Annotated in this window: 20 protein-coding genes; 10 read left to right on the top strand and 10 right to left on the bottom strand. The window is 66.8% G+C overall.

Features of this window, described 5'->3' with window-relative positions:
- Position 1: 1 nt before the first annotated feature.
- The 6 genes from NUW87_RS03785 to NUW87_RS03760 form a co-directional block, all read right to left on the bottom strand.
- Positions 2-748, bottom strand: a complete 747-nt coding sequence (locus NUW87_RS03785) for an ABC transporter permease (RefSeq protein ID WP_269027265.1) — start codon at positions 746-748, stop codon at positions 2-4.
- Complete coding sequence (locus NUW87_RS03780; RefSeq protein ID WP_269027264.1) at positions 745-1659, bottom strand: ABC transporter ATP-binding protein; 915 nt, start codon at positions 1657-1659, stop codon at positions 745-747. Before NUW87_RS03780 ends, NUW87_RS03785 begins: the two co-directional genes overlap by 4 nt.
- 83 nt (positions 1660-1742) lie before the next feature.
- Positions 1743-2423, bottom strand: a complete 681-nt coding sequence (locus NUW87_RS03775; RefSeq protein ID WP_269027263.1) for a response regulator — start codon at positions 2421-2423, stop codon at positions 1743-1745.
- Positions 2420-3532: a sensor histidine kinase gene (locus NUW87_RS03770; RefSeq protein ID WP_269027262.1), complete on the bottom strand. Its 1113-nt coding sequence runs from the start codon at positions 3530-3532 to the stop codon at positions 2420-2422. The genes NUW87_RS03775 and NUW87_RS03770 overlap by 4 nt, the downstream gene beginning before the upstream one ends.
- A gap of 55 nt (positions 3533-3587) precedes the next feature.
- Positions 3588-3881 (bottom strand): metal-sensitive transcriptional regulator, encoded by a 294-nt coding sequence (locus NUW87_RS03765; protein WP_269027261.1) that lies wholly within the window; start codon positions 3879-3881, stop codon positions 3588-3590.
- 31 nt (positions 3882-3912) lie between these two features.
- Entirely contained in the window at positions 3913-6063 is a 2151-nt protein-coding gene (locus NUW87_RS03760) for a heavy metal translocating P-type ATPase (RefSeq protein WP_344849657.1), read from the bottom strand.
- Positions 6064-6236: 173 nt separating this feature from the next.
- On the opposite strand from NUW87_RS03760, the gene mnmA reads away from it, so the two are divergent.
- The 4 genes from mnmA to NUW87_RS03745 are packed head-to-tail and all read left to right on the top strand — an operon-like array spanning position 6237 to position 8569.
- On the top strand, positions 6237-7316 hold the full coding sequence (gene mnmA, locus NUW87_RS03755; protein WP_269027260.1) for a tRNA 2-thiouridine(34) synthase MnmA: 1080 nt from the start codon (positions 6237-6239) through the stop codon (positions 7314-7316).
- Positions 7317-7326: 10 nt separating this feature from the next.
- Positions 7327-8028, top strand: coding sequence for a uroporphyrinogen decarboxylase/cobalamine-independent methonine synthase family protein (locus NUW87_RS03750; protein WP_336296909.1), 702 nt, complete (start codon positions 7327-7329; stop codon positions 8026-8028).
- Positions 8028-8189 (top strand): hypothetical protein, encoded by a 162-nt coding sequence (locus NUW87_RS11740; RefSeq protein ID WP_336296908.1) that lies wholly within the window; start codon positions 8028-8030, stop codon positions 8187-8189. The genes NUW87_RS03750 and NUW87_RS11740 overlap by 1 nt, the downstream gene beginning before the upstream one ends.
- On the top strand, positions 8186-8569 hold the full coding sequence (locus tag NUW87_RS03745) for a hypothetical protein (RefSeq protein WP_269027259.1): 384 nt from the start codon (positions 8186-8188) through the stop codon (positions 8567-8569). The genes NUW87_RS11740 and NUW87_RS03745 overlap by 4 nt, the downstream gene beginning before the upstream one ends.
- Positions 8570-8576: 7 nt before the next feature.
- Here NUW87_RS03745 and NUW87_RS03740 read toward each other — a convergent pair whose 3' ends face one another.
- The gene (locus tag NUW87_RS03740) at positions 8577-9251 is read right to left on the bottom strand and encodes a 3'-5' exonuclease (RefSeq protein ID WP_269027258.1); all 675 of its coding nucleotides are present in this window, start codon (positions 9249-9251) and stop codon (positions 8577-8579) included.
- Between the two features lie 70 nt (positions 9252-9321).
- Here NUW87_RS03740 and ligA point away from each other — a divergent pair, with 70 nt between their 5' ends.
- Positions 9322-11349: an NAD-dependent DNA ligase LigA gene (gene ligA, locus NUW87_RS03735; protein WP_269027257.1), complete on the top strand. Its 2028-nt coding sequence runs from the start codon at positions 9322-9324 to the stop codon at positions 11347-11349.
- A gap of 219 nt (positions 11350-11568) precedes the next feature.
- On the opposite strand, the gene NUW87_RS03730 is transcribed toward ligA, so the two are convergent.
- Genes NUW87_RS03730 through NUW87_RS03720 form a run of 3 tightly spaced genes read right to left on the bottom strand, consistent with a single transcriptional unit; the run spans position 11569 to position 13757 of the window.
- A complete protein-coding gene (locus tag NUW87_RS03730; protein WP_269027256.1) occupies positions 11569-12576 on the bottom strand; it encodes a serine hydrolase domain-containing protein in 1008 nt (335 codons plus the stop codon).
- Positions 12576-13040 (bottom strand): ArsR/SmtB family transcription factor, encoded by a 465-nt coding sequence (locus NUW87_RS03725; RefSeq protein WP_269027255.1) that lies wholly within the window; start codon positions 13038-13040, stop codon positions 12576-12578. The genes NUW87_RS03730 and NUW87_RS03725 overlap by 1 nt, the downstream gene beginning before the upstream one ends.
- A 51-nt stretch (positions 13041-13091) precedes the next feature.
- The gene (locus NUW87_RS03720; RefSeq protein WP_269027254.1) at positions 13092-13757 is read right to left on the bottom strand and encodes an ACT domain-containing protein; all 666 of its coding nucleotides are present in this window, start codon (positions 13755-13757) and stop codon (positions 13092-13094) included.
- Between the two features lie 82 nt (positions 13758-13839).
- On the opposite strand from NUW87_RS03720, the gene NUW87_RS03715 reads away from it, so the two are divergent.
- The 5 genes from NUW87_RS03715 (at position 13840) to NUW87_RS03695 (ending at position 19162) form a co-directional block, all read left to right on the top strand.
- Positions 13840-14979 (top strand): cytochrome P450, encoded by a 1140-nt coding sequence (locus NUW87_RS03715; protein ID WP_269027253.1) that lies wholly within the window; start codon positions 13840-13842, stop codon positions 14977-14979.
- Between the two features lie 68 nt (positions 14980-15047).
- On the top strand, positions 15048-15347 hold the full coding sequence (gene gatC / locus NUW87_RS03710) for an Asp-tRNA(Asn)/Glu-tRNA(Gln) amidotransferase subunit GatC (RefSeq protein WP_034999856.1): 300 nt from the start codon (positions 15048-15050) through the stop codon (positions 15345-15347).
- Positions 15348-15353: 6 nt separating this feature from the next.
- A complete protein-coding gene (gatA, locus tag NUW87_RS03705) occupies positions 15354-16835 on the top strand; it encodes an Asp-tRNA(Asn)/Glu-tRNA(Gln) amidotransferase subunit GatA (protein WP_269027252.1) in 1482 nt (493 codons plus the stop codon).
- Positions 16810-18120 carry an MFS transporter gene (locus tag NUW87_RS03700; RefSeq protein ID WP_269027251.1) on the top strand — a complete coding sequence of 437 codons (1311 nt, stop codon included), beginning with the start codon at positions 16810-16812 and terminating at the stop codon, positions 18118-18120. Before gatA ends, NUW87_RS03700 begins: the two co-directional genes overlap by 26 nt.
- 10 nt (positions 18121-18130) lie before the next feature.
- Positions 18131-19162 (top strand): ATP-dependent 6-phosphofructokinase, encoded by a 1032-nt coding sequence (locus NUW87_RS03695; RefSeq protein ID WP_269027250.1) that lies wholly within the window; start codon positions 18131-18133, stop codon positions 19160-19162.
- Positions 19163-19175 lie beyond the last annotated feature (13 nt).

The following is a 19175-nucleotide window of genomic DNA, read 5'->3' as shown; positions in this document are numbered from 1 at the left end:
TTTAGATTTCCTTCCGGTCCAGGGCCCTCGAACCTGCGATGAACACTGCGGCGGCGAGGACAAGGTATGCGGCCCACAGCCACCAGCCGGGCTGGGTTGGAGCGACGCCCGACTCGGTGAATCCGAACGGCAGCAGCACGGCGTAGTAGCCGAAGGGGTTCAGCGCTGCGAGCCAGGCGGGGGACAGTAGCGCGGCGATGCCCAAGAACCCGCCGACGATGCCGACGCCCAACACGACGATCTGTGAATCGACCACCGCCGCGAGCAGCAGCATCACGGCCAGCAGGGCGATGCTGGTGCCCAGGGCCCCGAGCCCGAAGCGCAGCCATGTGGAAACCATTGCCCCGCTAGGCGCGGGCGCGCCCAAAGCGACGGGCAGGGCGAGGGTTGCGGCGAATTCGAGCGCGGTGAACACGACCACGATCAGGCTGGCCACGGCGAACTTCCGGGAAAGCAGCGTCCCCGGCCTCGTGCCGGCAATGGCGTTGAGCCGCCACCCGCCGCTTGCGTGTTCCGCGTCGACGATGCGGCTGGCCACCAGCGCCAGCTGTAGGGGAGCAAGAAACGCCAGGGCCATGCCCAGCCCGACGAGGTGGCTGGCCCACTGGGTGTGCGGGTCGGCCTGGAAATCTGCGATGGGATCGCCCGCGAACAGGTTCATGTTGGAAAACAGCACGATGCCGGTGCACATGAGCAGGCACAGCCAGACAATCTTGGTGCGCTTGAGCTTCGCAAACTCGACCATCATGCGTCCATCGCCTCCTTGCCCGTCAGGCCGATGAAGACGTCTTCCAGGGTGCGCCGCTTGCGCACCACCTGGTGCAGCGGAACGCCGTGGGAGACGAGGTGAGCGCAAGTCTCGGCGACCTGGGCGTCGCTAAGCCCGGAAAGCGCCAGGCCGCCCTCGACGAAGGTGGGGTGAAGCGCCCGCAGCACCTCGGCGGCCGCATCCGGGTGAGGGGTTTGGATGAACACGTCCGGCAGCTGCGCGCTGTAGAGGTCGTCCTGCGAGCCCTGAAACACCAGCTCGCCGTGGTTGATGATGGTCAGATCCGAGGCCATCTTCTCAATCTCGGACAACAGGTGGCTGGACACCAGCACGGTGCGGCCGTGGTCGCGGGCGAGGCTGATGATCAGCTCGCGGATCTCCTCGATGCCGGCAGGGTCGAGGCCGTTGGTGGGCTCGTCCAGGATCAGAAGCTGCGGGTCACGTGCCAGCGCCATCGCGATGCCGAGACGCTGCTTCATGCCCAGCGAGTAGTTCTTCACCAGCTTGTCCATGTGGTTTTCAAGGCGCACAAGCCGTACCGCGCGGCGCGCCCGTTCTTTGTCGGCGCCGAGCAGGCGGGTGACGATGCGCATGTTCTCCCCGCCGGTCAGGTGCGGGTAGGCGGCCGGTGCCTCAATGAGCGAACCGACGCCGGAGAGCACCTTCGCCCGGTTGGCGCGGGTGATCGGCTGGCCCAGCATCGTGATCTCGCCGCCGGTCGGCGCGATCAGCCCGAGCAGCATCTTCATGGTGGTGGACTTGCCGGAGCCGTTCGGCCCGAGCAACCCGTGCACCACGCCCGGCTGGACTTCGAGGTTGAGGTCGTGGACAACGTCTGTGTTTCCGTAGGTCTTGGTCAGACCCCGGGTGTGAATGGTCGGTGTTTCCATGCGTTCAAGGTTCGCGCATGGCACGGGCCTTCCGCGTCGGCGCGGGGCACGATTTTGGGCGTGATACCCAGGTATGACGCGGCTTAGGAATCCAGCAAGTCCGCCCGCGAAACCAACCCGGTCCGGTACGCGAAAAGTGCCGCGTGCACCCGGTCGCGCGACTGCGTCTTCGCCAGCACCCGGCCCACGTGGGTCTTCACCGTGGGCATGGAGATGAACATCCGCTCGGCGATCTCGCCGTTGCTCCAGCCCCGGGCAATCGCGATGAGTACTTCGCGCTCGCGCTCGGTGAGCTCACCCAGCGCGAAGCGGTCCGCGGGGGACAGGGCCACAGCCTCCTCTGTCGGAGCAGCAAGCTTTGCGACGATCCGGTTCGTCGCCCTCGGCGAAATCACCGCGTCACCGCCTGCAACCGTGCGGATCGCGTCCAGCAGCGCCTCCGGTTCCGCGTCCTTGAGCAGGAACCCGCTCGCGCCCGCGCCAATCCCGCCGAGCACGTAGTCCTCGTCGTCGAACGTGGTCAGCACGATCACCTTGATGTCCGGATGGTGTTGGGTGATACGCCGGGTGGCGGCGATGCCGTCGAGGACGGGCATTTGCACGTCCATGAGCACAATGCCCACCGGATCGCTGTCGCACGCCTGCACTGCCTCCTCGCCGTTCGCGGCGAGCCAGCGGACCTCCATGTCCGGCTGGGAGTCCAGCACGTTGCGGATGCCGTGGAGAAACAACGCTTGGTCGTCTGCGAGTCCGAGAGTGATCATGAGTTCAGCGGGATCCTTGCCGTTGTGGTCCAGGATCCGGCGGGGGTTGCGGATGCGGTCACCGTGCCGCCGGAAAGCGCCGCGCGCTGCCGCATGCCCTCCACTCCGTGGCCCGGACGACTGGTCGCGCCGGGAGCGACCGGGTTCGTCGTTTCTACCACGACGTTATCTGCGCCCCAGCACACCGCGAGCTCGGCGCGGCCGGTGCCGTGCTTCATGGCGTTGGTCAGGGACTCCTGCACGATGCGCTGGACGGTAAGCGCGGTGGCCGGGGCCAGGTGCTCGGGAGGGGTGCCCTCGGCGGTGTATGCGACGTTAAGCCCGCCCGCGCGGCTGGTGGCGACCAGGCCGTCGATGTCCAGTTGCGTTGCTGGTTCAAGGGGACGCTGTTCAGCGTCGCGGAGCAGCTCCACCACGCCGCGCATCTGGCGCAGCGAGTCGCGGCCGACATTGCCGATGGTGCGCAGCGCCTCGTCCTTCGCCTCCGGGGCGGCGGCAAAGCGCGCGCCGTCGGCCTGCGCGACGATGACGGTCAGCGAGTGGGTGACAATGTCGTGGATCTCTCGCGCGAGGTGGGCGCGCTGCTCCTGGGCATCGCGCTCGAACTGCTCACGCTGTCGGGCCAGATCCTTCTCCGCGGTCTCCTCGGCACGGCGGCGCAGCTCGCCGAACAGCAGCGCCACGGTCAGCAGAATGATGCTCCAGAAGATGTAGGGGAGTCGCTCGGCAGGCTTGAGCGCGGTGAGCGCGGGGATGACGAACGCGGTGGCTGCGGCGTCGCCAAGCAGCAGTGCACCCGTGGCGATGTCGCGGTGCGGGGCGGGCAGGTGGCGCCTAGCGATGTAGGCAGCGAACGGTGCCACGGCGATTGTGCCTACGGGGAGCGTGCTGCAGAACGCCGCGGGAATGAGCACCGTAAGGATCGCAGCGAACGTTTCCAGCGGCCAGCGCCAGCGGGTAAACGGAGCCGCAATGGCGCAGGCCAGCAGTGCGAGCCCGACGACCAACTGCCGCGAATCCGGCAGCAGCCCAACTAGGCAGGCGACCAGCATGAACGCTGCCATGCCCGCATTGCGGATCCGCACTAAACGGGTAGTGGAAAAGTTCATGGCCGTCCACGCTACTTGCTGCCGCGGGCAGCCGCGTCGTACTGCGGTATGACGATTAGGACTTCACCAGCCGCGCGATAGCTGCGGACGCTTCTTCGATCTTTACGTCGGCCTCCTGCCCGTCGCTGATCGCATCGGCAACACAGTGCTTCAAGTGGTCGTCCAGCAAACCCAGCGCTACGCCCTTCAGCGCCGCGTTGACCGCACTGATCTGGGTGAGGATGTCAATGCAATAGGCGTTTTCGTCGATCATGCGGTGAATACCGCGGGTCTGACCCTCGATACGTTTGAGCCGAGCGAGGTAACGGTCTTTCTCGCTGATGTAGCCGTGGGTGGGGGTGTTCATCATTGGTCTCCTGGATGGTGTGGACGGTGTCGGGTCACTTGGACCTGTTAAGCATCCGGTCGGTGCTGCTCTGTGGGGTGAGGTCGAGGCGGCGGAGCAGCTGCGCATTCAGCGCCACGACGACAGTCGAGGCCGACATCAGGATTGCGCCGACGCTCATCGGCATCACGAACCCGATTGGGGCGAGGATACCGGCAGCCAGCGGAACGGACAGCAGGTTGTAGCCGGCCGCCCACCACAGGTTCTGCTTCATCTTCCGGTAGGTCGCACGGGAGAGCTCGATGACCGAAAGCACCGATCGCGGGTCGGAGCTTGCCAGGACGACGCCCGCCGAGCCGATCGCCACGTCTGTGCCGGCACCGATCGCGATGCCGACATCGGCCTGGGCCAGCGCGGGGGCGTCGTTGACGCCGTCGCCGACCATGGCGACCTTGTGGCCCTCGCCTTGCAGTTCCTTGACTTTCGCGGCCTTGTGCTCGGGACGCACACCCGCGAAGACCCGGTCAATGCCCAGGTCCTTGGCTACGGTGTCCGCGACGGCCTGCGCATCGCCGGTGATCATGACGACCTGGGCGCCCGCAGAGTGCAGTGCGTCGACGGCGTCGCGGGACTCGGGGCGGATCTCGTCGGCAAGCCGCAGCGCTCCGATCACTTCGCCGTCGGCGAGGACGTGGAGAATGATCGCGCCCTCCTTTCGCCACTCGTCGGCGACCGGGAGCTCCCCGGCGGAATGCTTCTCAAGCAGGTAGGGGCCACCGACCTCGATTACCTCACCGTCAACAGTTGCCTTCACGCCCACTGCTGGGGACGAAGTAAAGTCGATTGCCTGCGGGACGGTTACGCCACGGGCCTGAGCAGCCCCGATGATGGCGCGTGCGAGCGGGTGCTCGCTGTCTGCTTCGGCGGCCGCCGCAAGGGCAAGCACGTCTTCTTTATCACGCCCTCCGGCGGTGTCGATCGCGGTGACGGTGGGTTCGCCCTTGGTGAGAGTGCCGGTCTTGTCGAACAGTACCGCGTCGACGGTGCGCATGGATTCGAGTGCGAGCCGATCCTTGATCAGCACCCCGCCGCGGGCGGCGCGCTCAGTCGCAATCGAGACGACCAGCGGGATTGCGAGGCCTAGGGCGTGAGGGCAGGCGATGACGAGCACCGTGATGGTGCGCACCACGGCGTCGTTTGGCATGCCGACGACGGTCCAGACCACTGCGGTCAGAATGGCGGCGCCGAGGGTGAACCAGAACAACCACGCGGCGGCCTTGTCTGCGAGGCGCTGCGCCCGCGATGACGATTCTTGCGCATCGGTGACGAGCTTTTGAATGCCGGCCAACGCGGTGTCGCCACCCGTGGCTGTGACCTTGATGCGCAGGCCCGAGTCTGTCGCGATGGTGCCAGCGACCACGTGCTCGCTTTCACCGCGGCGCACCGTTTTCGACTCACCGGTGACCATCGACTCGTCCATGCTGGCGCTGCCGTCGACAATTGTGCCGTCGGCAGGCACGGACGCGCCGGGCCGCACGATCACGACATCGCCGACCTCAAGATCCGCCGGGGTGACCTTCACCACTTCGTCGCCGTCGATCTTCTCGGCCTCGTCGGGCAGAAGTGCGGCGAGCGAATCCAGGGCCGAGGTGGTCTGGGCGAGGGAGCGCATCTCGATCCAGTGCCCCAGCAGCATGATGACCACCAGCAGCGCCAGTTCCCACCAGAAATTCAGCCCGCGGTCCAGCAAGTTCAGGCTCGCACCCCAAGAGGAGACGAAGGCGACCGTGATCGCGAGCGCGATCAGCAGCATCATGCCGGGTTTGCGGGAGCGGATCTCGGAGACAGCACCCGTCAAGAACGGGCGACCTCCCCAGAAGTAAATGACCGTGCCCAAAAGCGGCGAGATCCACCGAGCCCAGTCCGCGTCAGGCAGCTGGTAGCCGATGAGATGGGCGAAGGTTTCGTTAAATCCGACGACCGGGATCGCGAGAACCAGCATGATCCAGAAGAGCCTGCGGAACTGGGCAACGTGGTCTCCGTGCCCTGCGTGGCCCGCGTGGCCCGCGTGGCCATGGCCTCCATGTTCTCCGTGGCCCGCGTGGTCTGTGTGGTGGTGGCCGGCATGGCCTCCGTGGTTGCTGTGCTCGTGATGGCTGGCGTGCCCACCGGGTCGGGTGCCGGAGTGGGCGTGTCTGTCGTTCATGGTTCTGTCCTCTCGTTGCAGTTCATCGTTGTGGTCGGTTCGGCCGTGCCGGGGCCTGGCACGACGGCCGTCCCCCACGTTAATACCCTATGGGGGTATATGTCGAGGGGGTGTTTCCATGCATTCAGCCGGACGTTTCACCTTTCGCATCCGCGGGACTACACTGCGCCGACATGCGAGTATTGGCGGCCATGAGCGGGGGAGTGGACTCTTCTGTCGCTGCTGCGCGCCTGGTGGAGGCGGGCCACGACGTCGTCGGTGTGCACCTTGCGCTGAGCAAGGACGCGCAGCAGACGCGCGAGTCCGCCCGCGGGTGCTGTTCGCTGGAGGACTCCGCCGACGCGCGCCGCGTGTGCGACCACCTGGGCATCCCGTTTTACGTGTGGGACTTCTCCGACCGCTTCAAAGAAGAGGTCATCGACAACTTCGTATGGTCCTACGAACACGGCGAGACCCCCAACCCGTGCCTGCGCTGCAACGAAAAGATCAAGTTCGCAGCGTTGCTGGACCGCGCGGTGACCTTGGGCTTCGACGCGATCGCCACCGGGCATTACGCAATTATCGACGACCAAGGCAACCTCCGCCGATCCACCGACCCGAAGAAAGACCAGTCTTACGTTCTCGGTGTGCTCACGCGCGAGGAGCTGGACCGCTGCATTTTCCCGGTGGGCGACACCGAGAAGCCGCAGATCCGCGAGGAGGCGGCCCGCCACGGGTTCGCCACCGCGTCCAAGCCGGACTCCTACGACATCTGCTTCATCCCGGACGGCAACACCCAGGCGTTTCTGGGCCGTTCCATCGGCATGCGCCCCGGCATGATCAAGGACACCGACGGCCACGAGCTGAAGGAGCACGACGGCGCGTTCCAGTACACGATCGGCCAGCGCAAGGGACTGAACATCCGCGTGCCCGCCGCCGACGGCAAGCCGCGCTACGTCACGGACGTGGACACCGCCACCGGCACGGTCACCGTCGGCCCGCGCGAGGCGCTGAAAGTCCACGAGATCACCGCCGACCGCCTGAAAGTGCTGCACCCGGCGATGGAAGGCGAGTTCGAGGCCAACGTGCAGATCCGCGCTCACGGCGGGGTCGTGCCCTGCACCGCACGCGTTGAGGGCGATCAGATGACGCTTGCCCTGCACGAGCCGCTCGAAGGCGTGGCCCGCGGCCAGGCGGCGGTGCTCTACCTGCCGGACCCGGATGGTTTGGGCGACATCGTCCTCGGCTCCGGCACCATCTGCGCCACCGCGTAACATCAGCGCCGTGACAACACTCCCCCCAACCGCGTTCGGCCTCGGGCCTCTGCCCGGCACTGACCTCGCGCAGGCCGCGGACGTGGTGATTTCAGAGTCGCCCCTGCCGCACATCCCGCAGCTGCCGGACCGCGGCGTCGGCTCGGACCTGATCGGCCGCACCGCCGCCATGCTGGAAATCCCCGTCGCGCGCGGACCCCGCGGCTGGCGCGTGGCCGCCCGGAGGCGCGCGGATGCCGACCGCATGGAGCGCGATCTGGACCACCTCGAAGAGCTCTGGCACGGCAAGGTAGACACCGTGAAGGTGCAGCTCGCGGGCCCGTTCACGCTCGCCGCAGAGATCGAGATGGCCAACGGCCACCGCATGATCACCGACCCCGGCGCGCTTCGCGACCTCACGGACGCGCTGTTGGAGGTGTGCGTGGGGCACCGGAGGGACGTCGAGAAGCGATTTGGCAAAAGTGTGCTGCAGCTGGACGAGCCGCGCCTGCCCGAGGTCGTCGCTGGCACGCTGCAAGGTGCCACAGACTTCGAGACCATCCGCGCGATCCCCGAGCCGGAGGAAACGCTTGCACGCTTCGGCGAGCACTTGCTGCATACGCCGAAGCTTGTCGACGTCCCGTGGCTGACCTGCGACCCGCGCCGCGCCGCGCCGACAAGGATGCGCTGGCGAAACTGTTGGACGCCGGCGCGCGCATCGCGATCCCGGTAATGGCCCCGCGCGAGCTGTACAACCTCTTCGACGAGCTGCAGATCGACCCGGCCGAAACGACCGTGGACGTCTACGCCGAGCCAGCCGCCACTCTGGCGGGCACGGCAGCGAACTACCGGGCGGCCCGGGAGATGGCCGAGGCGCTTACAGTGGAGGTATGACTACGCCGCTGCACTGGGACAAGAAAAAGGCTGACTTCTCGATGGGAATCGTTTTTGGCGTGATGTTCTTTGTCGTGTTCGGCCTGATGATGGATGACATGCTGTTGGGCGCCGGGATCGGCATTGCGTTCTTCGCCGCGTTTGGGCTCTTGTCGGAAAAGCGAGAAGCCGATTTCGACGGGCAGACGCTGCGCCTCGTGGACAAGAAGGAAACCACAGAGCTCGACGCCGCCAGCATCGCCGATGTGGTTATCAGCGAATCGGGCGCGATGGTGGTGAAGACCAAGTCGGGGGAGAGGTACTCGGTCGAATCCGAAGGCGACAACCGGGGGTTGCACAACTTCGCGGAGAAACTGCGCGCGGAGCTGGCGCTCAACTAGCCCAGAGCTAGCCCAGCATGGGCCAGCCGGGCAGCACGTTCGAGGCGTCGCGGCCCTGGGACTCGAAGTAGCGCTTCCGGTCCTCCTGCAGCGTGAAGTACTCCACCGCCTGGTACTCCATGAGCTCGCCGGTGTCCATCTGGGCAAGATCCGGGTAGAGCTTGCGCACCTGCATCCACGCCACGCGGGCCGCAGCGAACGCGTCCGCGGTGGCCTCATGCGCGTTGTCCAGCCGCACCCCGTAGTGCTCGCACATCGACGTCAGGTTGCGCGGGCCTTTGCGGTAGCGGTCCTTCGCGCGGTCGATCAGCAGGGGGTCGAACACTGGGCCGGTGACCGTGAAGTCACCGGTGAGCTGGCGCAGCACCGTCAGGTCGTAGGGGGCGTTGAACACCACCAGGGTCAGGCCGTCCTCCCAGCCTTTCTTGATCGCCTCGACGGTCTCGCGCACCACCTCGTCGTGGTCGCGTCCCTCCGCGCGGGCCTTCTCCGTGGTGATGCCGTGCACCTTCGCGGCCTCCTCAGGGATCTCCACCCCGGGGTCGGCGAGGGTTTCGTTGGCGTCGACCTCGGAGCCGTCGATACGCACGAGCGCAGAGGTGACCACACGGGCCTCGCGCGGGTTGGCGGAGGTGGTCTCCAGGTCGAAGGAGAGCATGCGGGAGGCATCGAAAGTGGCCATGAGCGACATTGTAACTAGCGCGCCGACACGGGCAGAGCGGACGTGAGTGACGGCGCTAGACTCGTCACCCGTGAGTGAAATTTCCGCTGATCTGCACCGTGAATGGGACGAACTGGCCGCGAAGGTGCGCAAGCACCGGGACCTGTACTACAACGGCCAGCCGGTGATCACCGACGGCGAGTTCGACGAGCTGTTCCGCAGCCTTCAGAAGCTGGAGGAGGAGCACCCGGAGCTGGCCGTGCCGGACTCGCCTACCAAGGAGGTCGGCGCGCCCGCCACCGACACCGCGTTCGCGGACGTCACCCACCCACAGCGCATGATGAGCCTGGACAACGTCTTCAACGAAGACGAGATGCGCGAGTGGCTCGCCAAAGCGCCCGGCCCGTACTTAACCGAGCTGAAGATCGACGGGCTGTCCATCGACCTCGTCTACGAAAACGGCGAGCTGACCCGCGCCGCCACCCGCGGCGACGGCACCACCGGCGAGGACATCACCGCCAACGCGCGGGTGATCGAGGACATCCCGCAGAAGCTCACCGGCGACGCTCCGGCGTTCCTCGAGGTCCGCGGCGAGGTGTTCATCCGCCCCGAGGACTTCCCGGAGCTCAACGAGTTGCGCCAGAAGGAGGGCGGCAAGCCGTTTGCCAACCCGCGCAACACGGCGGCTGGGGGTCTGCGGCAGAAGAACCCGGAGGACGTGAAGAAGCGCAAGCTCCGCATGATCTGCCACGGCATCGGCGCACGCGAGGGCTTCACCCCCGAAACGCAGTGGGAGGCCTACGAGAAGCTCGCCGAGTGGGGCCTGCCGGTCAGCGAGTACACGCGCCGGGCGGAGACCGCCGACGAGGTCATCGAGGCCGTCAACTACTGGGGCGAGCACCGCAACGACGCCATTCACGAGATGGACGGCCTGGTGGTCAAGGTCGACTCGGTTGCCGAGCAGCGCGCCCTGGGTGCGACCTCCCGCGCGCCGCGCTGGGCCATCGCGTACAAGTACCCGCCGCAGGAAGTGACCACGAAGCTGCTCGACATCGAGGTCTCCGTCGGCCGCACCGGCCGCGCCACCCCGTTCGCAGTGCTCGAGCCGGTGTTCGTCTCCGGCTCGACGGTGTCCATGGCCACGCTGCACAACCAGCACGAGGTCAAACGCAAGGGTGTGATGATCGGCGACACCGTCGTGGTGCGCAAGGCCGGCGAGATCATCCCGGAGGTGTTGGGCCCGGTCGCGGATCTTCGCGACGGCACAGAGCGCGAGTTCGTCTACCCCGAAAACTGCCCGGCCTGCGGTACGAAGCTCGCCCCCGCGAAGGAGGGCGACGCGGACTGGCGCTGCCCAAACACCCGCTCCTGCCCGGCGCAGCTGGCTACCCGTTTGGAGTACATCGCCTCGCGCGGCGCGTTCGACATTGAAGCGCTCGGAGAGAAGGGCGCGCAAGACCTCATCGCCTCCGGCGTGCTCGAAGACGAGGCGAAACTGTTCGACCTCACCGAGGGCGACCTGAAAAAGTCCAGCGTGTACACCCGCAAGGACGGCGAGGTCAACGCCTCCGGCAAGAAGCTTCTTGCCAACCTGGAAACGGCCAAAAACGCAGACCTGTGGCGCGTCATCGTGGCGCTGTCCATCCGCCACGTCGGCCCCACCGCGGCGCGCGCGCTCGCGTCGCGCTTCCACTCGATGCGTTCGCTTATCGACGCACCAACGGCCGACCTCGCCGAAACCGACGGTGTCGGCGGCGTGATCGCCGAGAGCTTCAAAGAGTGGTTCACCGTGGACTGGCACCAAAACATCGTGGACACCTGGGCCGCGGCCGGGGTGACCATGGAAGCGGACGAGGAGGACCGCGCCCCGCAGACGCTGGAGGGCCTGACCATCGTCGCCACGGGCACGTTGGAGGGCTTCACCCGCGACGAGATCAAAGAAGCGATCCTGTCTCGCGGCGGCAAGGCTGCCGGTTCGGTGTCGAAGAAGACCGACTACGTGGTCGTCGGCGAAAACGCCGGCTCCAAGGCCGCGAAGGCGGAGGAGCTGGGCCGGCCGATCCTTAACGAGGAGCAGTTTGTGCAGCTGCTCGAGGGCGGCCCAGACGCGCTCGCATAAGCCGAGCGGCGCTCAGCCCCACTAGGGCCGCCGCCCACACGGCGATGGCCCACCACAGCCAGATAGGGAACTGGCCGTTCCAGTTCACGCCAAATGAGAGCATCCACACCACAGCTGCGGAGATGACCGCATTGATGACGGCGTAGATGGGGCCCTTGGTGTTCCGCACGGCGCTGAAGGTCGGAGACACGAGCAACAGCAGAATCATGGTGAGGGCAATCATCGGGTCTCCTTCAGCAGATCGATGCCGAGCGCGTCCACCCAAGCTTCGGTATCGCCCGCGACGAACGCTGCGCGGTGGTTATTGTCGGGGTCCCAGACCAGCATGGTCCGGAATCCGCCCGTGCCGCCGTTGTGGAACGTGACTTCCTGGCCACTATCTTCGAGGCTGGCCCAGCCGTAATCGGGCACACCGTGCAAGGAGACCCATTCCACGTACTTCGCCATGTCAGCCGCCGTGGAGCGGATTGCACCGGCTGGCGCCCAGCCGTCCATGTCCCACGGGCCGGCGGGGTGCCCGTTGGCCGACAACCCGGTAGGGGCACCGTCGATGGTGCCTGGCAGCGCCACATAGGTCGAGGTCATGCCAGCGGGCTCGAAGATGCGGGTGCGCAGCAGTTCGTCGTAGGGCACGCCGGCGTGTGTGGCCAGTAGTTGGCCGAGCAGTGCGTGGCCGTAGTTCGAGTACTGTTCTTCGCCGCGGTTGTTCAGCTCAGCGGCGCCGGCGGCGTCGAGGATGTCCTGCGGTGTGTCGCGCCGGTAGGGGTTGCCGCCGTCTCGGATGTTGGCCACGAACATGTCCGCGAGGCTGAGACTTTCGGTGGTGGCGAGCCCGGAGGTGTGGTTGAGCAGCTCCTCGATAGTCACATCGGCGACGGGGGCGGACGGGACGTTGATAAGCTCCTGCACCTGGGTGTCCAGGCTGAGCTCTCCTTCCTCAATGAACTGCCGGACAAGTTCCGCGTTGAAGGTTTTGGTGATCGAGCCGATTTCGAACTCGGTGTGCTCGTCCGCGCCGAGGCCGCCGAAGCGTGTCTCGCCGCCGTCGTAGGAGAACGCGGCGAGGTTGTGGTGGCCGTTCTCCGCGAGATGCTCGAGGGCGGAGGAAATTTCGGGATCGCCCGTATGCTCGGTGGCCACCGAAATGTCCCGGGGTCCAGTGGAGAGCATCAACGCGGCGGCGAGGACGGCGGAGATTCCGCCGGCGGCAATGGTGGTAGCGCGCATCAGTGGTCCTCTCCGGCGATCACGATCGCCATGAGCGGGATGACGCGGGCCGGGGGAATCTCGAACATCCCGCCCTGCTTGCGCACCCAGCCGGCGCCCTGCAGCTCCTTCAGATGGTGGTAGGCGGTGCCGGTGGAGGAGACCAAGTCCGACTCCACAAGCTCCGTCACCGACGCGGGCGCTGCCAGCAGGTGACGCAGGATCGCGCCGCGTACCGGGTGCGCGAGCGCGGCGATGCGGGCAATCGCGGCATCCCACGGCTGGTCCGTAATCCAGGCTGTCGGGCGAGCCCACGCGTAGGTGTACGTGCCGGTCGGCAGCGTGATGTCGCCGGTGAAGGACACTGTGCCTTGGTCCGCCCCGTTGACGGAAGCGGGGAGCGGGGAGGGCTCGGGCGAGGAGGTCTGTTCGAGCGCGGCGACGCGCGCTTCTAGGTCAGATAGGCGTGCTTCAATCGACTGCATAATTTCTAGAATTACAGAAATCCAGAAATTATGCAACGGTTGAAGTTTGCGCTAGCGCAGCATCGCGCCGGCGATGCAGCCGAGGTCGCCGATCTCGCGCACCTCGGACGCCAGGAAGTCCGGCCCGCCGACGCGGCCGACCACCAGCACCATGTCGGTGCCGTGCAGGGGGGTAATCGTCAGCGAGGTGCCGAGCTGGAACCAGGACTCCGGGGCCCAGTCGTCGAAGTCGGGCTGGAGGATGCGCGCGGCCTCGACGGGCGGCATCTGCGGGGTTGAACCGTCGTCTTCCGGTGCGGCGGGGGAGGCGGCTGCGCGGGTGAGACCCTCGTCGGAGGTGTGCAGTACCACGGCCCAGGAGGAGGTCACGGCGCTCGGCATGACGCCCACCAGCTCGCTGAGCCGGTCGTCGATGCTGTCGGACTGCGCCGCAATCTGCGCGAGCATCTGGATCTGCCCGCGGCGGTCCACCCGGCCGGTGAACGGGCGGATCGAATCCACCTCGGCGCCGTCGACGGATGCCACGGCGGTGATCAGGGTGTCCACCATCACGCCGGTGGGCAGGGTGACCACAATGTCGTCGGTCACCGTGCCGTCGGTGGAGGATTCCACGATGTCCACGGAGTTGATGTCGGCATCCACCATGCCGAAGGCCTCAGCAAGCTGGCCGAGGCTGCCCGGGACGTCGGGGAGAGATACGCGGATGAGGTACGACATGGCCTTATTTATAGCAATTCGGCACATCGCGAGCGGGTGTACATTCGAAAACCGGACAATTTTCGAACGGAGGAGAACCAGAATGGACCGCACCGACATTCCGCAGACCACACTCGCCGGCGCCGAACCGCGCGCTGTCGGGGACGCGTTGCTTCGCGACGGCGCGAGGTTGGCTCGTGACGGCAAAGAGGTCGTCGTCACTGGCAACGCTCTTGCGCGCGAAGTGGCGGAAAACCCGGAACAGTTCTCGTCGGGTGTGTCGCGTTTTCTGCAGTTGCCCAACGGCCTCGACGGCGAGAAGCACACCGAAATGCGTGCGTTGATCGACCGCTACCTCACTGCGGAGGAGGTCGGGCAGCTCGATCCGATGTTCCGCGAAATCGCGCGGGAGCTGGCTGAAAAGGCGGTCTCGGCCGGTGAAGTCGACGCCGTCGGCGACTTGGGCGCCCAGTACGCGGTTCGGGCGATGACCGCGTGGCTCGGATGGCCAAGCGAGCTCAACGACACCCTTGTGGAATGGGTGGCGGACAACAACGCGGCCACCCGGTCCGGCGAACTCGAGCGCACCGCAGCCGTCGCGGAGCGTTTCGACGACATCATCCGCTCTGTGGTCGAACCGCTGCACGACAACCCGGACGATTCGGTCACCTCTCGGCTCGTCCACGACGACAGCCTCGGACGTCGTCTGGAGTTCGAAGAAATTGTGTCCGTGCTGCGCAACTGGACCGCGGGCGATCTGAGCTCAATGGCGTACTGCATCGGCGTGGTGCTCGACGCTCTCATCCGTCACCCGGAGCTGCAAGACCGCCTCGCGGGCGGCGTGTCGCAGAAGGAGTTCACCGCGATTGCCGACGAGATTCTCCGCGCCGATTCGCCGTTTGTGAGCAACCGGCGCGTGACCACGTGCCCCGTCTCGTTCGGCGGGCACGAGCTGCCGGAGGGGCAGCGTGTGCGCATTCACTGGACCGCAGCGAACCGGGATCCGGATGTGTTCGCAGACCCGGATGGGTTCGAGCCGGATGCTCACGCGGACGACAACCTGGTCTGGGGCGCAGGCCCTCACGCGTGCCCCGGCAAGGCGCTGTCGATCGTCGAGTTGCAGGCGTTCTTCGAGGAGTTGCTCGCGGCCGCGGGGGTCGCCAGCGCTGGCGAGGGTGAGCGTGAGGTTCACCCGGTCGGTGGCTGGGCGTCGTTGCCGGTGCGCCTTACCGCCCGCGGGTAAGCGAATTGCCGTGACGTAAGATAAGGCGCGTTAATCGCAACCCACGTGATGGACGAAGGGATGGGACTGTGGCTGAGATTTCACGCGACGAGGTGTCGCGCATCGCACGCCTGGCGCGAATCGCGCTGAAAGACGAGGAGCTGGACGACATCGCCCAGCAGCTGGACACGATCGTGGACGCGGTCTCGAAGGTGCAGAGTGTGGACACTGAGGGTGTCACGCCGATGAGCCACCCGCACTCCATCGACGCGGGTATGCGCGCCGACGTGGAGAAGAAGACGCTGACGCAGGCAGAGGCGCTGGACCAGGCTCCGGCCGTGGAAGACGACCGCTTCGTGGTGCCGCAGATTCTCGGAGAGGGAGACTAGAGACTTATGACGCAGTACACGATTCCGGCCGAAGGTCTCGTCGCAAAGCCAGCGCACGAGCTCGCAGCAATGATCCAGTCCGGCGAGGTCACCTCCCGCGAAGTTACGCAGGCGTTTTTGGACCGCATCGCTGAGGTCGACGGCGAGCTCGGCGCCTTCCTGCACGTCGGCGCCGAGGAGGCGCTCGCCGCGGCGGACAAGGTGGACGAGCAGGTCAAAAACGGCGATGAGCCGGCTTCCGCGCTCGCGGGTGTGCCGCTGGCGTTGAAAGACCTGCTGGTGACCACCGACGCGCCGACCACCGCCGCGTCCAAGATGCTCGAGGGCTACATGAGCCCGTACGACGCCACCGTGGTGGCGAAGCTGCGTGCGGCTGGCATCCCGATTCTGGGCAAGACCAACCTGGACGAGTTCGCCATGGGCTCGTCCACGGAGAACTCCGCCTACAAGCAGACGAAGAACCCGCACGACCTCGAGCGTGTCCCGGGTGGTTCCGGCGGCGGCACCGCGGCGGCGCTCGCGTCCGGTGAGGCCCCGCTGGGCATCGGCACCGACACCGGCGGTTCCATCCGCCAGCCGGCATCCCTGACCGGCACGGTTGGCGTGAAGCCGACCTACGGCGGCGTCTCGCGCTACGGCGTGATCGCCTGTGCGTCATCGCTCGACCAGGTGGGCCCGTGCGCGAACAACGTGCTGGATACCGCGCTGTTGCACGAGATTATCGGCGGCCACGACGAGTTCGACGCCACCTCCGTGGACCGCGAGGTGCCGGCGTGTGCCGACGCCGCACGCGAGGGCGCGAAGGGCGACCTCAAGGGTGTGAAGATCGGCCGCGTGAAGCAGTTCGAGCGCCCCGGAACGCAGGACGGCGTGAAGGACGCCATTGACAAGGCTTACGCGCAGCTTGAGGCGCAGGGCGCGGAGATCGTCGAGGTGGACTGCCCGAGCTTCGAGGACGTCATGGGCGCGTACTACCTGATCCAGACCTCCGAGGTCAGCTCCAACCTCGCGCGCTTCGACGGCATGCGCTACGGCCAGCGCGTCGGCGACGACGGCAGCCGCTCCGCCGAGGAAGTCATGGCCGCCACCCGCGGCGAGGGCTTCGGCGCGGAGGTCAAGCGCCGCATCATCCTGGGCACCTACGCGCTGTCCGTGGGCTACTACGACGCCTACTACCTGCAGGCGCAGCGCGTGCGCACCCTGGTAGCGCAGGACTTTGCCAAGGCATTCGTGCTTTGCGACGTCATCGCCGCCCCGGCCGCTCCCACCACCGCGTTCAAGCTGGGCGACAAGGTGGATGACCCGCTGGCGATGTACAACTTCGACCTGTTCACCCTGCCGCTGAACCTGGCCGGCCTGCCCGGCATGTCGGTGCCGGCGGGCGAGGCCTCTGACACCAACCTGCCGGTGGGCTTGCAGCTGATCGCCCCGGCCTTCGAGGACGCGCGCCTGTACCGCGTGGGTGCCGCTTTTGAAGCCGGTCGTTAATCCCTGGAATACCCTCGCAGCCCTGGCTGCGGGGTATTTTCTTGTCCTGATCGATCAGGGCTTCATGCCCGTGATCACGCCTCTTTTGCCTTTCGACGTCGGCTCCGCCGTGTGGCTGACCAGCATCTACCTGCTGTGCACGGTGGCCCCGATGCCGGCCACGGGCAAACTCGGCGACGCCTTCGGGCAACGCCGCGTCTTCCTCATCGGCTTGGCCATCTATGTGACCGCCCTGGTTTTCGCGGGCGCGTCGTGGTCCTTCGGCTCCCTGGTGGTGGCCCGCGGCCTGCAGGGCGTGGGTGCTGCGGTCTTCTTGCCGCAGGCGTTCGGGCTGATCCCGCGCGTGTTTGAGGAGGACAAGCAGGGCCGGGCGTTTGCCGCCTGGGGTGTGATCGGCTCGGTGGCGTCGCTGATCGGCCCTGTGGTCGGCGGGGCGGTGGCAGACGGCTTCGGCTGGCGTGCCGCGTTTTTCGCGCAAGCCGCGCTTGGTGCGGTGGCGCTGGTCGCTGGGCTGATCGCGCTGCCGCGGCTGCCGCGCAGCGGCGAGGGGGTGACCATGCTGCCGGTGCTGCTGTCTTTCGGCGGGCTGGGGCTTTTGGTGTATGGCATCCAGTTCGGCCAGTGGCCCTCGATCCTCTTCGGTGCGCTGCTCATCGGCGTGCTGGTGCTCTCGGCTCGCAACGGCACCGACGACGGGTTCCTGCCGGTGGAGCTCATGCTCAACCGCTCGTTTGCGCTCGGCGCGCTGGGCGTGGCCGCGATGGGCTTTACCGTGGCGTCGATGTTCATCCCGTTGATGTACTGGTTGCAAAACGTGGCAGGCGCCTCGCCGACGGCATCCGGTGCCGTCACCGCGCCCATGTCCGTGTTCGCGCTCGTGCTCACCCCGGTCGCCGGGTACCTGACGGACCGTCGCGACCCAGGCAAGCTGTGCGCAGCGGGCTTTAGCATCTCCGCGGCGGGGCTGGCACTTGCGATCGCTCTGATTCACACCGGGGCGGGCGTGTGGTGGTTTACCGCCGTGACCTCACTGTTGGGCATCGGCGGGGCGTTTGTGTGGGCGCCGAACGCGGCGGTGACCATGCGCGGTGTCCCCGAGCACGAAACCGGCGCGGCTTCCGGGCTGTACAACACCGCCCGCCAGGTCGGGTCCGTCCTCGGCGTGGCGCTGGTGGGCATGGTGCTGGCTTCCGGCGCAATCGAATCCACCGCCGGTTGGGCGCTTGCGCTGCCATGCGTTGCGATGCTGATCGGCGCGGTGTCGTCGCTTCGGCTTCGCGGGTAGCCTGGCAGGTATGCGACTTGCCACTTTGACCTCCGGCGGCGACTGCCCCGGCCTCAACGCCGTCATCCGCGGCATCGTCCGTACCGCCAACACGGAGTACGGCTCCACCGTCGTGGGGTACCGCGACGGCTGGGTGGGGCTGATGGAGGATCGCCGCGTCGACCTTTACGACGACGCCTACATGGACTCCCTCCTGCTTCGCGGCGGCACCGTGCTGGGCACCGGCCGCCTGCACCCGGACAAGTTCAAGGCGGGACTGGACCAGATTAAGGCCAACATCGACGACGCCGGGGTGGACGCTTTAATCGCGATCGGCGGCGAGGGCACGCTCAAAGGCGCAAAGTGGCTCTCCGACAACGGCATCCCGGTCGTCGGCGTGCCTAAGACCATCGACAACGACGTCGCCGCCACCGACTACACCTTCGGCTTCGACACCGCGGTGTCCGTGGCCACCGACGCGATCGACCGGCTGCACACCACCGCCGAGTCCCACAACCGCATCCTCATCGTCGAGGTCATGGGCCGCCACGTCGGCTGGATCGCCCTCCACGCTGGCATGGCCGGCGGCGCGCACTACACCGTGATCCCGGAGGAGCCGTTCGACATCGCCGATATCTGCAAGGCCATGGAGCGGCGGTTCCAGATGGGGGAGAAGTACGGCATCATCGTCGTCGCCGAGGGCGCGACACCTAAAGAAGGCACCATGGACGCAGGCCTGGGCGAAGAGGACGAGTTCGGCCACAAAACCTTCAACGGCATGGGCCAGATCATCGGCGACGAGGTGAAAAAGCGCCTGGGCTACGACGTGCGCACCACCGTGCTGGGCCACACCCAGCGCGGCGGAACGCCCACCGCTTACGACCGCGTGCTGGCCACCCGCTACGGCGTCCACGCCGCCCGCGCAGCCCACGACGGCAACTTCGGCCAGTGCGTGGCCCTGCACGGCGAGGACATCGAGCTGGTCGCGCTCGAAGACGCCGTGGCACAGCTTAAGACCGTGCCCGAGCGTCGCTACGCCACCGCGAAGGCGATGTTCACGTAGCGCCCGCACGTTC

This window comes from Corynebacterium pilbarense, assembly GCF_026930265.1.
GTDB lineage: Bacteria > Actinomycetota > Actinomycetes > Mycobacteriales > Mycobacteriaceae > Corynebacterium > Corynebacterium pilbarense.
This window is presented reverse-complemented; position numbering and strand designations above follow the sequence as displayed.

What these genes read in the sequence shown, in the direction of transcription:
- NUW87_RS03785 (WP_269027265.1), bottom strand. Translation starts at nt 748, where the DNA reads ATGATGGTCGAGTTTGCGAAGCTCAAGCGCACCAAGATTGTCTGGCTG.
- NUW87_RS03780 (WP_269027264.1), bottom strand. Translation starts at nt 1,659, where the DNA reads ATGGAAACACCGACCATTCACACCCGGGGTCTGACCAAGACCTACGGA.
- NUW87_RS03775 (WP_269027263.1), bottom strand. Translation starts at nt 2,423, where the DNA reads ATGATCACTCTCGGACTCGCAGACGACCAAGCGTTGTTTCTCCACGGC.
- NUW87_RS03770 (WP_269027262.1), bottom strand. Translation starts at nt 3,532, where the DNA reads ATGAACTTTTCCACTACCCGTTTAGTGCGGATCCGCAATGCGGGCATG.
- NUW87_RS03765 (WP_269027261.1), bottom strand. Translation starts at nt 3,881, where the DNA reads ATGATGAACACCCCCACCCACGGCTACATCAGCGAGAAAGACCGTTAC.
- NUW87_RS03760 (WP_344849657.1), bottom strand. Translation starts at nt 6,063, where the DNA reads ATGAACGACAGACACGCCCACTCCGGCACCCGACCCGGTGGGCACGCC.
- mnmA (WP_269027260.1), top strand. Translation starts at nt 6,237, where the DNA reads ATGCGAGTATTGGCGGCCATGAGCGGGGGAGTGGACTCTTCTGTCGCT.
- NUW87_RS11740 (WP_336296908.1), top strand. Translation starts at nt 8,028, where the DNA reads ATGGCCCCGCGCGAGCTGTACAACCTCTTCGACGAGCTGCAGATCGAC.
- NUW87_RS03745 (WP_269027259.1), top strand. Translation starts at nt 8,186, where the DNA reads ATGACTACGCCGCTGCACTGGGACAAGAAAAAGGCTGACTTCTCGATG.
- NUW87_RS03740 (WP_269027258.1), bottom strand. Translation starts at nt 9,251, where the DNA reads ATGGCCACTTTCGATGCCTCCCGCATGCTCTCCTTCGACCTGGAGACC.
- NUW87_RS03730 (WP_269027256.1), bottom strand. Translation starts at nt 12,576, where the DNA reads ATGCGCGCTACCACCATTGCCGCCGGCGGAATCTCCGCCGTCCTCGCC.
- NUW87_RS03725 (WP_269027255.1), bottom strand. Translation starts at nt 13,040, where the DNA reads ATGCAGTCGATTGAAGCACGCCTATCTGACCTAGAAGCGCGCGTCGCC.
- NUW87_RS03720 (WP_269027254.1), bottom strand. Translation starts at nt 13,757, where the DNA reads ATGTCGTACCTCATCCGCGTATCTCTCCCCGACGTCCCGGGCAGCCTC.
- NUW87_RS03715 (WP_269027253.1), top strand. Translation starts at nt 13,840, where the DNA reads ATGGACCGCACCGACATTCCGCAGACCACACTCGCCGGCGCCGAACCG.
- gatA (WP_269027252.1), top strand. Translation starts at nt 15,354, where the DNA reads ATGACGCAGTACACGATTCCGGCCGAAGGTCTCGTCGCAAAGCCAGCG.
- NUW87_RS03695 (WP_269027250.1), top strand. Translation starts at nt 18,131, where the DNA reads ATGCGACTTGCCACTTTGACCTCCGGCGGCGACTGCCCCGGCCTCAAC.